Below are 15692 nucleotides of genomic sequence, written 5' to 3' on the forward strand. Positions count from 1 at the left end.
GGGCACGAGGACGCATTGTGCAGATTAACAAGAGGTTATTTCACGTAATACAGATGTTGTTATTTAACGTTTCACACAACTGTAGGGGCGGCTCGTGAACCGCCCAGAAACAATGGAGGGATTTTTGATGAAAGAGAAGGAGATCGACAAGATCGCACAGGCAATCGCGGCGAAGCTCGGCGAAGCAGGCGGGCCGGTCGTCCTGGGCTGCGGCGACGCCAGCAGCTCCCAGAACTACAACTGCGACACCGGCAGCTACAGCTGCAGCTATTACGAGTGCGGAGGAGCAGGAGAGTTTACGTGCGCTCGGTCCTTCGGGTGCAGCATGGACTTCGACTGCTACACCGACTTCGATTGTTCCACCAGCTTCGGCTGCCCCACGCGCTACAATGAATGAATAGGAGGCCACCAATGAGAAGCACAACGGCGATGCGCGCAGCCCTCGCGGCGCTCAGCCTGGCGCTGCTGGCTCCGGGGGCCTTTGCCGCGACCGTTGGCGTCGTTACAACAGGCGCGTCAAGCGACACCGTGCTGATCCATGACGAGAACTGATACGGCTTGGGCAACGCAAGGGGGCGATGCGTGAACCGCCACAGGGCGCGATTCTGGATTGCACGTGGACTCTGGCTGCGAGCTCGGCCGTGTTTCAACGCGGCCATATAGATGGCTCTGATTGTCTTAACACCCGAATTCATTCGGGTGGTTTTCGGAATGCGGGTCCCCTCCTCTTCCCTGCCAGGATGTCCATCTGGAGGGAAAGGACGAGGAGGGCGGTCGTGTGCCGCAGGTCGCCCCGAATGAATTCGGGGCTTACGATCATGATAGCCTTCTGGCATCGCCTCGACTGAAGTCGGGCGATGAGGCATTGTCTAGCTCGTGGGTGTCGCAGATCGCAACCAGGCCTGCACGTTACGGTCCTGGACATCGACCCCGATGCGATAGAGATCGCTAAGCGTCGGATCGCCGATGCGGAGCTTGAAAACAGGATCGACACGGTTGTAGCCGATGCGGGGGACATGCCGTTTGCGGACAAGTCGTTTGAGTTGGTTGTGAGTCGCGGGTCCTTCCCGTTCTGGGAGGACAAGGTCGGCGGATTTCGGGAGGTCTATCGCGTGCTCAAGCCAGGGGGCATCGGCTTCATCGGCGGGGGGTTCGGTCGAATGCTGCCCGTGGCCCAGCGCTCAGAGGTTATCCACGCCCTTCGGAAGAGGGTTCCGGGCCTCGACGTTGGGCACGTCCCGAGGCTGAAGCTGGCGAAAATACTGCACGAGGCGGGCATAGAGGACTACGCTATCCTTCGCGATGCGCCTCGTCATCTGACCTGCCCCTGCCAGATATGGGTCGAGATACATAAGCCGTAGTTTTTGAGTCTCAAGTTCGGGCCGCCAAGATCCCGATCCTATGCTTCAGGTTGTCGTTTGCACGTTCGGCCTTTCAGTTCGCAGCAGTCCGCCGAGTCTTCGCCGCGCCGGACTCCAAAAGGTTACTCGCACCTTGGACCATTCTGATTTTTCGGGACTGATGCGGGAATTGACAAATCAGTGGCTTAGGACTATTTTTGGTTTTGGAGCTATTGGGCTCGGATTTCATTAAAGAGGTGAAGATGGTGATCGAGTTTAGGCCAAGGAAAGTAGCGCTTGATCCGGTAACACAAAGTCCTATCGTGCTCCTCGTCGATCTTCAGGACAGAAAGATGATCCCTATCTGGCTGGGACACGCTGAGGCGAATGCGATCTTCGTCGCGATGGAGCACATCCAGGCGCCTCGCCCGATGACCCACGACCTAATGAAGAACGCGTTGGGCGAACTGGGTGCAACGCTTCTCAGGATCGAGATTAACGATCTGAAGGACAGCACCTACTACGCGACCATGTATTTGAAGTGCAGAAAGACCGTTATCGGCATCGATTCGCGCCCTAGTGATGCGATTGCTCTGGCCTTGAGATTTGCTGCGCCGATTTACGTGACAGAAGAGGTGCTTTCCAAGACCACGGTTGTCGATCTGACACAGGAGATCAAGGAGGGCGACAGATTGCTGGAGATACTCAAGAGCTTGGAGCCAGATGACTTCGGCAAGTACAAGATGTAGTCATCAAGCGAGGGTAAAGTGTCTTGGGAAGCAGCTAATCCAGAGCCGGGCAGTCCGCCTTCGGCCCAACTCGTCATAATCGAGCCGGGCACTGCCAGGACGAAGCTCCCTCTGGCAACTGGCTCCAACCTTATAGGCCGTCGTGTTGAGAGCAACTCGATAGATGTGACTATTCGTCTTTCTGGTTCAAATGTCTCCCGGCGCCACGCCGAACTAAAGGTCGATCCCGACGGACGTTGCGAACTCGTGGACCTCGACAGCCAAAACGGCACCTATGTGAACGGTCTGCGAGTCAATACTTCAGCCCTTGAATCGGGAGATGTGGTCGCAATCGGCAACTACAAGCTGATGTTCGTTGTCTCTAGCGGCGCCTCGGCCGAGGCCAGTGGTTTGGAGGGTCAGCGAGCAGCTGGGCCCTACCAGCCGCCGACACATGGCATCGAGAAGGCCACTACCGTTGTTGAGTTGGCCGACTACGCGTCTTCGCTGGACATGGGCACGACGATTCTGCGGCCCGTCGAGGACGTTATGGCTCCGATCGTTGGAGACACGCCGATCGAGGCCGCAGAGAAGATCATCGAGGACTCGGCCCGGATATCGCAAATAACTAGGAAAACGCACATGCTCTCCATACTATATCAGGCCAGCAGGGCGCTGATATCCGCGACGTCGTTGAATGACTTGCTCGATAAGGTGATGGACTTGGTGTTCGAGAAGGTGAAAGCCGAGCGCGGGGTCATGATACTTGTGGATGGTGGGACGGGCGAATGGACGACGGAGAAGGTCAGATATAGTAACGGTGTCAAGGTTGACGAGAAGATCGTGCTGAGCAAGAGTATCGCCGGCATGGCGCTAAGGGAGAAGAAGTCCGTTCTGATCAATGACGCCCTACTCGATCCTGGCCTTATGAAACAGGAGAGTGTCAAACTGCTCGGGATAAGGTCCGCTATGTGTGTTCCGCTCACACACCTCGACACCGTGCTTGGGCTCATATATCTGGACACATCAGCGGACTCGGACCACTTCACGCAGGACGACCTCGACATCATCACTGCACTTGGCAACCACGCCGCGATAGCTATCAACCAGGCCCAACTCAACGACAGGATCGGGCAACAAGACGCCTTCCGCCGCAAAATGGAGAGATACCACTCTCCAGCCGTCATCGACAGAATACTGCAAAGACCCGAGGACGTGCTCGACGTTCACGAAGCTGAGGTGACAGTTCTCTTCGCGGACATCACCGACTTCACCGTCTTCTGCGAGAGGCACAGGCCCGAGATCGTCCGCAACATGCTAAACGAATACTTCGGCGAGATGACGGATGTGATATTCAAGCATGAGGGAACGCTTGACAAGTACATCGCTGACGAGATACTCGCCGTTTTCGGGGTGCCATTCGCTCACTCAAATGACCCAGAACGGGCTCTTATGACAGCGCTGGAGATGCAGGAGGCTCTCGAGCGGCTCAACAGCAGAAGGTCTCCGGAGATGCAATTTCGTGTCAAGATCGGAATAAATACCGGCCTTGTGCTTGTAGGCGACATTGGCTGTATGAGGAGAATGGACTACACGGTCTTGGGAGACCCGGTCAACACGGCCAAGAGAATCGAGACGTCAGCTCTGCCAAACCAGATACTTGTCGGCCCGTCCACCTACGAGCGCGTCTCCGATGATAAGTTCAGGCTTCTCCCAAGAAAAGCAATACAACTAAAGGGCAAGTCCGAGCCCATCCAGCTTTACGAGCTGGAGGGAATTGCCTAGCCACTTGTCGCCACGAATGCGGTATAGGATGTTGCGCTGGCGACGTGGCCGGCTCTCGATTGGGGGCATCGGGACTCCGTCAGGAGGTTTCATTGCTCCTACGAGGCAACGGCCTCTATAACTTGCAGGCGGCCTCGTAGTTGAAGGCAAGTATCATCCTTTGATGCGCAGCTCGGCAGTCTGACAATTATTGATAAGCATGAGGCGCAAGTGTAGGATGCTGCTCGGTTGATTTTTGGGGCTGGCGTCGCCAGATGATCTAAGTGGAATGTAATTTCATGCAATCGATAGGGGATGTTTCTGTGGCCAGATTGGGGAATGGACTTGCGGTTGGTTTTTTTCTTTCGTTGCTGCTTGGACTTGCAGTCGCGGCGGGCCAGTTTCAGCAGGTGGAAGTCGAGCGTGTGCATGCTAACGGCTATCAGATGGTTGACCTCAGCGTCCTGACGAGGTCGCTTGGACTTGACGGGATATGGAACGCCCTCGGCAGAAAAGTTATCGTCGCTAACGAGGACAAGTTCCTGGTTCTGTTCGTTGGTAGCAACCGCGTCGCTCTTAAAGATAAGATCGTGAGGCTTTCCACGTCGCCGTCGATAGTGAACGGCGCGATGCTCGTTCCGGTCGATTTCATCACCGAGGCGCTTAGTAGCATTATGGACAAGAAGGTTTCTTATGAGGTCGTGGAGGACAAGGTCGTCATATTTGACAAACGCATGGGGATAACGCGGCCGATCGAACCGGGACCGCCCACGTATCGAGAGATCGGTCAGCTTCAGGAAGACCTAATCCAGGATAGGCTTGCGACTGGGGCGACCGAGGCAGCGCTGACGAACAGCTCGCCACTTAGTTTCAGGGATGCTGCTATCGACGTGGTTGTCATCGACCCTGGTCATGGGAGACAGGCCGCTGGGGATTCGGGCCCGACAGGACTTCTGGAGAAAGAGGTTACGCTCAAGCTTGCAATGCGGATGAAGAAACTACTCGAGAGACAGATGGGTATTCGGGTCGTGCTGACGCGGGATGCCGACATTGACTTGTCGCTTGAGCGTAGGACTGCGCTGGCTAACAACGAGAAGGCCGGCCTTTTCCTCAGTCTTCACGCCAGCGGCTCGCTTGATAGGGATTTGAGCGGGTTCAGGGCGTTCGTCGCCAACGTTGAGGCCTCGGATGAGCAGACTGCCAAGGTAGTAACTAAAGAGAACAAGGTCATAGCTACTGAGCCCGGCAACGAAGCCCAGAAGCCCGAGGAATACGCGACGATGCTGTGGGACTTATCTGACAATGAGTACTTCCGCGAGAGCCTCGCGGTTGCCAAAGAGATACTCACCGCATGTAAAAGAGCGGAAATTGACGTGGCATCAAGAGAGCCGGGCCAGGGGCCGTTTATCGTTCTGATCGGCGCCTCTATGCCGGCTGTTTTGCTCGAGGTTGGCTACCCGAGCAATCCGACGGACGAACAGCTTCTCAAGCAGGACAAATACTTGGACAAGCTGGCCGGCGCGGTCTGCGAGGGCATTGCCAAGGCCAAGGCTCAGGTCGCGGTGCAGACTCGGGAGAACCGCTGATTTGCCAGGGCGCTCTTCTCCGGTTGGTGTGTTTGATTCCGGCGTTGGTGGCCTATCGGTCATCAAGGCCCTAATGGAGCGCCTGCCACACGAGGATTACATCTATATCGGCGATACAGCCCGACTGCCCTATGGGACCAAGACCAAGAGCACAATCGCACGCTTCTCCATTGAAAACGCAGAGTTTCTGCTCAGCAAGGGAGTCAAGCTGGTTGTCGTGGCATGCAACTCCGCATCCGCGACAGCGCTCGATGCCTTGCGCGCGAGGTTTGATGTTCCCATAATCGGCGTCATCAAGCCGGGGGCCGATGCGGCAGTAGAATCCACAACGTCTGGCTCTATCGGCGTCATCGGAACGGAGGCGACTATCAACAGCGGGTGTTACGAGCACGAGATACTCAGGCTGCGTCCAGGCGCACGCGTGCTCGGAAAGCCCTGTCCGCTCTTTGTTCCGCTGGTGGAGGAGAGCTGGCTGGACGATCCGATAACACATCAAGTCGCCGAACGGTATCTTGCTGTCTTTCGTGCGACTCGCGTGGATGTTCTGATCCTCGGCTGCACGCACTATCCGCTGCTTGCGGGCGTTATCGCCGATGTTGTCGGCCCAGGGACGGCGATCGTCGATTCCGCCTCGACAGTGGCCGGGGCCGTTGAACGGCTGCTCATCAAAATGAACCTCGCCAACGACTCCGACTCGCCCGGCACCCACAAGTTCTACGTGACTGATCTGCCAGCCAAGATCAAACGCATCGGCAGAATGTTCCTGGGCATTGACGATCTTTCGATCGAACTGGTGCGACTCGGGGCTAGCTAGCGAGGTGCGTGCCCCTTGAGACGAACCTGAACATCAGACGGCGTGCGTCGAGCTCTCGAAGCGCGGCCTGCACCGCCACCGTTTTCTCCGGCGGGCAGACGAGCATGAGGAATCCGCCCCCGCCTGCGCCGGTGATCTTGCCGCCCAACGCCCCGTTTTGCCTGGCGGCATTGTAGAGGGCCTCGATGCGATGCGAGCTGATTGAAGAGACGATCTGCCTCTTTGCCTGCCAGGAAAGGTCAACGAGCTCGCCAAGCCTCACGAAATCCCCGGAAAGGAGAGCCGGCATCATCTTCTCGGCGTATTGCTTGATCTCGTGCAAGTATGTAACGGTGGCCTGATGGCGGCCCTCAGTCTTGCCCTTTTGCTCCCGAAGTATCGATGCAGAATCCCTGCTCTTGCCCGTGAAGAAGAGCATCGTCCACCTTGCCAGCTCACGAAGCCCTCTGGCGTCGATCGCAAGCGGCATAACTGTGGTCTCCCCGGCCTCAAAGCGTATCTCATTCAGGCCTCCAAAGGCCGACGCAAACTGGTCTTGTTTGCCGATCGGCCGGCCCATTTCATCGATCTCTATGGCCGAGGCAAGCTCTGCTATCACGCCGGCCGAAAACTTTTTGCCAAGCAGGGAGGAGATGGCCTTGATTGTGCCAACCGTCGCCGCTCCGGAAAGGCCAAGCCCGGAGCCGGGCGGGATGTCGGATGCGGTGTGGATGTGAGCCCCAACCCGTAGTTTGAAGGACCGGATAACCGCCTTGACAAGGCCAAACACACCCTCAGTGTCTAGATGCTCAATGTCGCTGCATTCCTCGGTGAGGCCATAATCGTCCGAGCTTATTACCAGCTTGCGGTCCTTGCGAAACGAGATCATGCAGCAGAAGTACTTGTCGATCGTCGCGGAGACCACAAGCCCGCCGAATCTGGCGTAATATGCCTCCAGGTCGGTTCCACCGCCCCCGAAGCTAATCCGAACGGGAGTTCTTGATATGATGGGCGACGATGCAAACGGGGTCGAGTATGCCAAGGCCCTGGGACTCATCTATCGCATCTATTCGGCAGCGGCGCTTGGCGTAAGAGCCTCCTAGTCCCAAGAGACGGAAGCCGTCGAGAACGGTCGGTCTTCAATGGCTGGTCTTGAGCGTTCCCTCGCCGATCTCTGTGCCATATTCTATTTCGGGTCCGGTGCGTACGTTTGCTTTGTTCGCGACAGGCTGCCCCGGCTTTACTTTTTCCAGGACGGGTTGGGGCCGACCAGGCCGCCCCTTGCGTGCCCTGACACCAATGGGTGAGAACTCAGTCGGGCCAATCGTCAAGATGTTGCTTTCAGGCGATGGCCCCCGGTTGACGCATTTCTGAAACATGGCAAGACGCCTGGCGTTCTCAAACTTAGTGGCCAGACTGCGCATTTGCAGAAAGTCCCGAACCTCTTTGCACCCACTGTCGAGGCTCAGGTCAAACAGGTCTGTCGGCGTGGCATCGAAGTAACGTTTCACGAGGGGCTGCTGGAATTGGATTTCCGAGGCTTTTTTTGCCGTGATTAGGCCCATCCGCCAGTAGTATTCGTAGCCCCTTGATAAAAGAGGGAATGTTGTCATCTTGTGCCAGTAGGCCCGGGCCAAATTATAGTAAAGCGGCGCGCGCTTCAAGCTAAATCTGTTCTTGGTGTAATCCTCGTAGGAAAGGATAGCGCCCTTGAACGACTTCATAGCTTCGTCGATGCTTCCTTCCGAAAGAAAGCGAAGGCCCTCTTTGTTCCGCTCGGTAGCGAACCAATTAGCCCAAGATACTGAGACTGTGAGGCACAATGTCACTAGCAGGCACGAAACGACTGCAATCGGTTTTTTCATCATGTTCTCCCACGATTCATAATCTATTTTGGTCCTCTCCAGAGCGCTGATGAGGCCGCCTCCAATCCGATTCGATTAAACGCCATATTGCTTAGCGCTTTCGAGTGACATGAGCTGCCATCGTATCGGCGCCAAAAAATCAGCGAATGTGTTCCTGCGCTTCACCAGCAGAAGCTTACTGTTGATATCGAAAGTTGGGTCCGACTTCGACGTGAAATGATAGGTCAAGAACATCCTGTCGCTCGTGTAATTGCTTGTTGTTTTAGGCCTTGTCCACTCTTTTTTTACCAGTTCTGCCCGGATGTCGTGGACAACCTCGTATTTCGGCTCGCCGATACCCACGTCTATCCTAACCCTAAAAAGCTTGTTCACGTCAGTATCGAAACCACACTTGGTCATCAACACTTGGTCATTATGGTTGTAGGCCCAGACGTAAGCTTCAACCGTCGCCTCGGGTGTGTCGAAGCTCGGCTCAAAAGTGCAGCCTACAAGCGCCCATATCACCGCGAAACATAGTAAAATGAAGCAAGGCTGCATACCAATGCAGCTCCTGCTCAAATAACAATTCCCGCTCGTCAACGGTAATCCTCACCTTGGCGCGAACAGAAAATCCAACGACTGATTGTTAAACCTAACCGCAAATCATAGCCCATGTCAACCAGCCATAAATTCTTAAGACAAACGTGCAAAATGTCAAATGCTCCCTCAACCCGGGTTTGACCCCTCGTCAGATTAGAGCGGGGAACGTTGCGGCTGCCTCGCGGATGGAGGGCAGAAGCTCGTGCCCGAAGGGCAGACCGTGGGTAGCCGCAGGCGTAGCCTGACGGTGCGAATAGCGCCACAATCCCCTTTTCTAACCTCCCTCCCCGTTGCGTTGCACGCACGGCTACCCACGGTGTCCCCTGTCGGGGATTACAGCCTGCACCCTCGTTCGCACCCGTTAGGTGAAAGAGGCAGCAACTCGGCTTTCAACATGAACTCCCGTGCCTATCTGGCAGCCAACTTCAGAGCTCAACTTCAGAAACGATCAATCTGATTATTGGGGAGCTGTGGCGGTGGTTGACTCGACCAATCAGCTTGGCTAGTATTGCGTTCATAAAATAGGGCAATGTGGCCGAATCTGTGGAAATGTTGGCGGCGTGTTCGCTGGTGTCAGCAGTAACTGGGCAGGAGGATAGTATGCACGGAAGTTCTAGGCGATCGATGTTCTCTGTGTTGGTCATGTTCTCGGCGTTGATGATCATCTTGGTGCTCGCGGCCGATTCCAACGGGGGCCCGTTGGTCAGGCTGGGATATGCTGAGTTTGACGGAGAGGCAAACGGTGAGCCAGATGTGTGGGCCGAATACAGGGCGCAGGTTTCTCCCGACTCGGACTATGCTTACTACATAGTGCAGTTTGCAGGCCCGATCACGAGTGAGATGAAGGTCGGCCTCAAAAGCCAAGGCGCACGTTTACTGGACTATGTTCCCGATTTTTCGTTCGTTGTCAGGATGGCTCCGAAGGCCATGGCGAAACTCCAAACGTCAACGAGGCTTCCTATCGTGTGGGTTGGCGAATATCAGCCGGCCTACAAGCTCTCCTCCGGTCTTTGTCGGTTCGTTCGCGGAGGGGAGCGCGTGTTGCAGTCGAATATGCCGAGGCTCATGGTCCGGTTCTTCCCCGGTCAGCACAGTCCGGAGAGTGTCTCAGAGCTTGAGCAGCTCGTGTCAAGCTCGGGCGCCGTGGTGGAGATAGCTGAGGCGCACCGCAGTGTCGTTCGGCCTCGGCTGGTTTTGTCTATCTCGGGACAGGACCTGGGGCAGCTGCTGCCTGAGCTCGCTGCTCAACGTGACGTGGCGTGGATAGACTTCTACCGGGTCCCGAGTGTGCTGAACGACGTTGCCAGGTGGGTGGTTCAGTCGGACGTGGAGAACGACTGCTCGATCTGGAACCACGGCATCCACGGCGAGGAGCAGATAATTGGCGTTGGCGATACGGGCGTCGATGCCGACAGCTGCTTTTTCTATGATAGCCCCCATGGTCTGCCGACCTCGACGGTCAACCAATCGCAGCGAAAGATCATCGCCTACATCGACTACACGGGCGAGTCCGGCTGGGACGAGGACGGACACGGGACCCACATCGCGGGGACCTTGGCCGGCGACAACTACAGCCACTCCGAGGAATACGACACCAACGACGGCATAGCATATCGGGCGAAGCTGATGGTTCAAGATATCGGCGACAAGGACAGCCTCTCGTCCATCCCATTCGGCCTAGATGGCTACTTCAGACAGGCCTACAACGCAGGAGCCAGAATACACTCAAACAGCTGGGGCCAGCCGTCCGGGTCAGCCGGCGACAATGCTTACAGCTACCGCAGCCGGGAAGTCGATGACTTCATGTGGAAGCACCCCGACTTCCTGATCTTCTTCGCCGGCGGAAATGACGGCCCGGCCGACAACACGGTCAACCCGCCCGCTACCGCCAAGAACTGCGTGAGCGTAGGCTCGTGCAAGAACCCGCACGCGCCGTTTTCCGAGAACGATATGGCATCCTCCAGCAGCCATGGACCTACCGCGGACGGCCGGCTCAAGCCAACCATCGTCGCTCCAGGCGAGTACCTCATTTCTGCTGAAAGCGACCGCAATATATCCTCCTACAATTGCGGAACGGCCTTAATGCAAGGCACCTCTATGGCGTGCCCCGTGGCCGCCGCCTCGGCTGCCCTGGCAAGGCAATACTTCACGGAAGGCTTCTATCCATCAGGAGCCCGAAACGGCGCCGACGCGTTCGAGCCAAGCGCCTCGCTGCTAAAGGGTGTTCTGATCAACGGCGCTGTTGACATGACGGGGGCCGACACAGGAGGCGCTATCCCGTCGAATGGACAGGGCTGGGGCCGCATCAAGCTCGACGACGTGCTCTACTTCTCGGGCGACAGCCAGCCCCTGGCGGTCTGGGACGTTAGCCCAGGCCTTCAGACGGGCAACTACGACGAATACACCGTCTCGGTCTCGTCCGCTGATATGCTGAAGGTTACGCTGGTGTGGACGGATTACCCATCTTCCGAGGCCGCTCAGACGAATCTCGTCAACGACCTTGACCTGCTCATAGCTGCGCCTTCGGGCGATCAGTATCGAGGCAACTGGTTCAGATATGGGCTCTCGGTGTCCGGTGGGGATTTCGATCGCCTCAACGTTGTGGAGTGCGTCTATATCAGGAGTCCCGAGGCGGGCGATTACAGTATAAGGGTTCAGGGCTACAACACCCCGGAGGGGCCTCAGCCCTATTCGTTGGTCGTTGTGGGCGGCGGCCAGAGCAGCGAGAAGGCTCCTATTCTCTCAGGTGGGACAGTCTCGCCGTTTGCTGGCTCGATCTCCACCACGTTCACCTACACCGTGCATTATCAGGACCCCAACGAAACTGCCCCGAGCGTCAAGAACGTCGTCATCGACGGCACGGCGCGCACAATGCACCTGAGCTCGGGCGCAGCGGACGATGGAGATTACGAGTTCTCGACTCTCTTGGGCTCCGGCAGTCACAGCTACTACTTCTATTTCGAGAACGCGGCCGCCCTCTCAGCAAGAGCTCCGGACTCGGGCACGTTCTCAGGCCCGACAATCGGCGGCGCAAACATAGCGCCGGTCCTGTCGGAAGGTTCAGTCTGGCCGGGCGCGGCAGCTCCTGGGACGACTTTCGTTTACACGGTTCACTACAACGACGGCAACGCTGACGCTCCGGCCGAGATCAATGTCGTCATCGACGACATTCCTGTGTCGATGGATCTCTACGACGGGGCGCCCTACCTCGGCTACTATCGGTTTGAGACAAGTGGCCTCTCGGTCGGCACGCATAGTTACTACTTCTACTGTAGTGACGGTTCGGGAGGGGACGATCGCCAGCCCGATCAAGGCACCTATACTGGCCCTTCTGTTCAGGAAGGTAACATCGCCCCAACACTTTCAGACGGAAAAGTGAGCCCAGAAAGTGGCACCACGGACACCACGTTCGTCTTCAGCGTTACCTATTTCGATGGAAACGGAGATTCGCCGGCGATTGGCTACGTCGTAGTTGACAGCGCGCAGAACGGACTGGCGCTAGTATCGGGCGAGCCGTTCAACGGGACATACACTTACAGCACGCAGCTTGAGCAGGGCTCTCACAACTTCTACTTCTACTTCGAGGACCCCTCGGGAGCTTCCGCCCGTGCACCCCAGGGAGGCACATCCTCCGGCCCGGAGGTCGGAGCCGGCAATAACCGCCCGGTTCTGACTGACGGCAAAGTGGAGCCAGATGCCGGGAACATAGATGCTACGTTCTCCTACAGCGTCCATTACTACGATGCAGACGGGGACCAGCCGGTCACGAGCGTCGTCTATGTTGACAACGTTCCAGAGCAGATGTCGCTGGCACAGGGCGACCCGGCAAACGGAACGTATCAGTTCTCAACCACACTACAGCAAGTCTCCCACACGTACTATTTCTACTTCTACGACGGCATGGGCGGCGAGGCGCGAGACCCGGCGACAGGCATGTACGCTGGCCCAAGCGTATATGGCGGCAAGCCGTTTACGGTCGATCTCAGCATAAACAGCAACACTTATATCGAGGGCGGCCGGCACCTGCTCTGGATAAGCTGCAGCAATTATGGCGAGACAGCGAGCGCAGACGTCTATGTGGTCTTGTATTGCCCAAGCGGCGTGTGGCTTTACTATCCCTCTTTTTCGCAGACAGCGGCGCCTCTTCTGAGCTCGTTCGCGTTCCCAGCTAGCTTCTCGGTGGCGGGCTACCAGCTCGTCAACGTGGAGATGCCGGCCATTCAGGCAGGCCGATACACGTGGTATGCCGCGATTACGGAACCCGGCACGATGAACTTTTTGAGCAACATCGGGATGGCTTCTTGGGAGTTCTCATCGGATTAGCGCAGCCATGCTACTGCTCTCTTTCATCGGCTGGGACTGAACTGCAAAGTGCAAGAGATGGCCAGGCAGCGGGGCTTTTGTGTGCGCCCGCAGGTTACCTCTGTTACGCTGGCCCTAAAGCGCAGCGAAGTGTAGCGCACTTGCCGCAGACCTCGGCGGAGTCGAGATCGAGGAAGCTCTCCGCGTTCTGCGAGCAGTGCTCGAAACACGAGGCGGCGTCGAAACCATTGGAGCTAATCGCTGAAACTGGACAGGCTTCGATGCATTCGGAGCAGCTTTTGTCCCTCAGGTAGGCACAGGGCTCGCCCTCTGGCCTAGGCGATGTCTCGAATTCCTGCGTTGTTACGAGCGATACCAGCCTGCCAGCACAGCCGCTCGGCGTGATAAGCATCCTGTTGAGGCCATACCGGCCTAAACCGCATAAGAAACCAATCAACTTGTGCGACCAATCGGCAAAGAGCGCCTCCCGGTCGAACACGCCTGTCGGTGGGATAAGCCGCGATTTCTTGCCCGACGCCACTAGAGTCAGCGAGACAACAGTCCCTATCCGCCTGATGAGAGTGTTGGTCTTGACGTAGGCCTCAGCCCACTCACGTGAGGCATATTTACCTCCTCTGTTGGAAGCCACCAACTTCTCGCTGTACGGCAGGAATATCGCCACGGCACTTCTTGCGCCCGGCAGCATCTGCTCGGGCTGCGCGTGCCATTCCGCCGCCTCTTCTAGATTCTCTTTCGCCTCAAGACTGGTCAGGTCGCAAGAGCCCATCAGCAGCGGACGGTAAAGGGACTTCTCCCCATTCTGCGCAAGGACCCGCTGCGCGACGCTCTGCAACAGCTGCTTAAGGTTGCGTCCCTTCGTCACCGGTCAAGCTCATCGTTCACATCAACGCACAAAAGACCAGAAGCTGTCATCTGACTGTGGGCACATTCTCGCACCATCACAGGTCGATCACAATTATCATCGGCCCGATCGAGGTATCCGATGTCACAAAGGCTCCGTAACTTCGAGCGTGCGAGAGCAGCTCGGCGTATCCAGCTAGCCTTTTCGGCCTGTCCATAACTTCCCTGTCGGCCGCAAACACACTCGACTCCGCGATCACCAAGAAATGAACGCCTCGCTCACGATAAACCTGCGGAGAATTATCCCCGGCGCTCTCGACTGCTATCGTCTGGTATCTCTCCGGCTCCAGGGCCAAAGCCTGCGTTTCCACGGCAATTTTAGCGCCTCGTGGAGCGTGAGCGTGAAGCCAGTCCACAGCAGCATCGAGAGTTGGTTTCTTTGAGAGATTCTGGAGTGAACTGATGCTCTCTATGGCCGGCAACATGAAGACAGCAAGCGCAAGCACTGGCGCCAGCCATCCAAGCCGCGCCGGTTGCCGGAACGAGCCCTTGAGCATATAAAAGAATCCCGAGATACCCGCCGCCGCGAGAATGCAGACTAATGGGGCAGATGCAACGCCCGGGACAGAGTCGCGTCCTGAGGCGAGAAGGCCAGCCACAAGCGCCGCAGCCACGAAACTCAGCCACGGCACATCCCTGAAGCGCGCCCTAACGACCGCCCATCCCAAGCCGACCGACCCAGCGATCAGGATAGGCATCGAGCCAAAATCGAACGCGTATGGCGCAGCGGACGTGTAGAGCGCGTCGAAGCCGCCCGCTGGCAAGCCTCCCTTTGCACCCAGCAAGTAGTGAGCGAAGAGCGCCCCGACCGCCCCAATGCAGGCCCATTGTGCGTTGGCTCCGATTGGCGATCGTGAGGCTCGGGCGCCTATCACGAGCACCGCTGCTCCTGCCAAGACGCCGAACACGGCGGCAGGCGCGCCGAAAACCAGCATGAATCCCGCCAAGAGAAAAGCCAGCCTCGACTTCTTCTCGGGCGACCTCGTAACGAGGATTAGTGCCGCGAGAAAGAGCACGCCGGCCGTCGTCTCACGCAGCGCAAACCGGGACCAGAATGACGCCAATGGATGCACGGCAGCGATTGCGGCGGCCATAAGAGCCACAAACGGGCCAAATAGCCTTCTGGCGAGGACCCAAACGAGCAGAACGGAGATGCAGCCGAGAGCAGCGCCCGCAAGCCGAGCGTCGTCGATAGATGATCGCTGAACGATGTCCGCGACCCACCCGTGTGCCAGGTTTGGCTCATCTGTTGCACCCAGGCCAAGCGCAGCGCTCCAAGCTGAGCCGGGAAAGCCAGTTGCGAAGCTGAGCTCAGCAGAACGTGGCCACCTGGGGAGGCCAAAACGACTGTGCGGGACCCGCAAGGCTATGGCGAGGCATAGGACGACAAGCAGCGTCAGGATGTGAAGTCTAATCGTTTGCTGCTGTGTCACAGGAAAGCCAAGCCCAGCAATACCGCAAATACGGAGAAATTACTCTACAATAGTGCGATTAAATCATCAAATCAAATACTGTGAAAGAACAGCTACTTGCAAGGTTCCTCTAGGATAGTGCGATTAAACTTTGACTGAGGATAACGCGCGCCACAATGACAGGTCAAGAGCTCGCTCTGAGGAGTTTTCGTAATCGTGCCCGGGCCTGCTCAACTGACGGCGTTCTTCCCGCATCCCCGCAAGGGGATGAACGTGAGTAGCCGTAGGCGCCGGCCGAAGGCCCAGCCTACGGACAGGTGGCCCCAAACCTCCTGAAAGGCGACCCCAACGGGGTCGAACGATGTCGTTGATCTGTCCATTTGTTCGACCCCGTTGGGGTCG

General features: G+C 57.2%; 13 protein-coding genes. 8 read left to right on the forward strand and 5 right to left on the reverse strand.

Annotation, left to right across the window (positions count from 1 at the left end):
- Window positions 1-127 precede the first annotated feature (127 nt).
- The 7 genes from VM163_02995 (at window position 128) to murI (ending at window position 6232) form a co-directional block, all read left to right on the forward strand.
- Window positions 128-397 (forward strand): hypothetical protein, encoded by a 270-nt coding sequence (locus tag VM163_02995; GenBank protein ID HUT02841.1) that lies wholly within the window; start codon window positions 128-130, stop codon window positions 395-397.
- Between the two features lie 14 nt (window positions 398-411).
- Window positions 412-552 (forward strand): hypothetical protein, encoded by a 141-nt coding sequence (locus VM163_03000; GenBank protein ID HUT02842.1) that lies wholly within the window; start codon window positions 412-414, stop codon window positions 550-552.
- A gap of 305 nt (window positions 553-857) precedes the next feature.
- Complete coding sequence (locus tag VM163_03005; GenBank protein HUT02843.1) at window positions 858-1361, forward strand: class I SAM-dependent methyltransferase; 504 nt, start codon at window positions 858-860, stop codon at window positions 1359-1361.
- A gap of 242 nt (window positions 1362-1603) precedes the next feature.
- Window positions 1604-2089, forward strand: coding sequence for a bifunctional nuclease family protein (locus VM163_03010; protein HUT02844.1), 486 nt, complete (start codon window positions 1604-1606; stop codon window positions 2087-2089).
- Window positions 2090-2107: 18 nt separating this feature from the next.
- Entirely contained in the window at window positions 2108-3853 is a 1746-nt protein-coding gene (locus VM163_03015; GenBank protein ID HUT02845.1) for an adenylate/guanylate cyclase domain-containing protein, read from the forward strand.
- A 302-nt stretch (window positions 3854-4155) separates the two neighbouring features.
- Window positions 4156-5418: an N-acetylmuramoyl-L-alanine amidase gene (locus VM163_03020; protein HUT02846.1), complete on the forward strand. Its 1263-nt coding sequence runs from the start codon at window positions 4156-4158 to the stop codon at window positions 5416-5418.
- Window position 5419: 1 nt separating this feature from the next.
- The gene (gene murI, locus VM163_03025; protein ID HUT02847.1) at window positions 5420-6232 is read left to right on the forward strand and encodes a glutamate racemase; all 813 of its coding nucleotides are present in this window, start codon (window positions 5420-5422) and stop codon (window positions 6230-6232) included.
- On the opposite strand, the gene VM163_03030 is transcribed toward murI, so the two are convergent.
- From VM163_03030 to VM163_03040, 3 genes are all read right to left on the reverse strand, one after another.
- A complete protein-coding gene (locus VM163_03030) occupies window positions 6225-7268 on the reverse strand; it encodes a GHMP kinase (GenBank protein ID HUT02848.1) in 1044 nt (347 codons plus the stop codon). The two genes, murI and VM163_03030, sit on opposite strands and share 8 nt — an antisense overlap.
- An 82-nt stretch (window positions 7269-7350) precedes the next feature.
- Complete coding sequence (locus VM163_03035) at window positions 7351-8079, reverse strand: hypothetical protein (protein ID HUT02849.1); 729 nt, start codon at window positions 8077-8079, stop codon at window positions 7351-7353.
- 72 nt (window positions 8080-8151) lie between these two features.
- Window positions 8152-8613, reverse strand: coding sequence for a hypothetical protein (locus tag VM163_03040; GenBank protein ID HUT02850.1), 462 nt, complete (start codon window positions 8611-8613; stop codon window positions 8152-8154).
- 642 nt (window positions 8614-9255) lie between these two features.
- Between VM163_03040 and VM163_03045 the strand changes: the two genes are divergently transcribed.
- Window positions 9256-12978, forward strand: coding sequence for a S8 family serine peptidase (locus VM163_03045; protein HUT02851.1), 3723 nt, complete (start codon window positions 9256-9258; stop codon window positions 12976-12978).
- 103 nt (window positions 12979-13081) lie between these two features.
- Here the strand turns inward: VM163_03045 and VM163_03050 are convergent, their stop codons facing one another.
- Window positions 13082-13840: an epoxyqueuosine reductase gene (locus VM163_03050; GenBank protein HUT02852.1), complete on the reverse strand. Its 759-nt coding sequence runs from the start codon at window positions 13838-13840 to the stop codon at window positions 13082-13084.
- A gap of 76 nt (window positions 13841-13916) precedes the next feature.
- The gene (locus tag VM163_03055; protein HUT02853.1) at window positions 13917-15311 is read right to left on the reverse strand and encodes a glycosyltransferase family 39 protein; all 1395 of its coding nucleotides are present in this window, start codon (window positions 15309-15311) and stop codon (window positions 13917-13919) included.
- Window positions 15312-15692: the final 381 nt, after the last annotated feature.

This window comes from bacterium, assembly GCA_035527515.1.
Taxonomy (GTDB): domain Bacteria; phylum B130-G9; class B130-G9; order B130-G9; family B130-G9; genus B130-G9.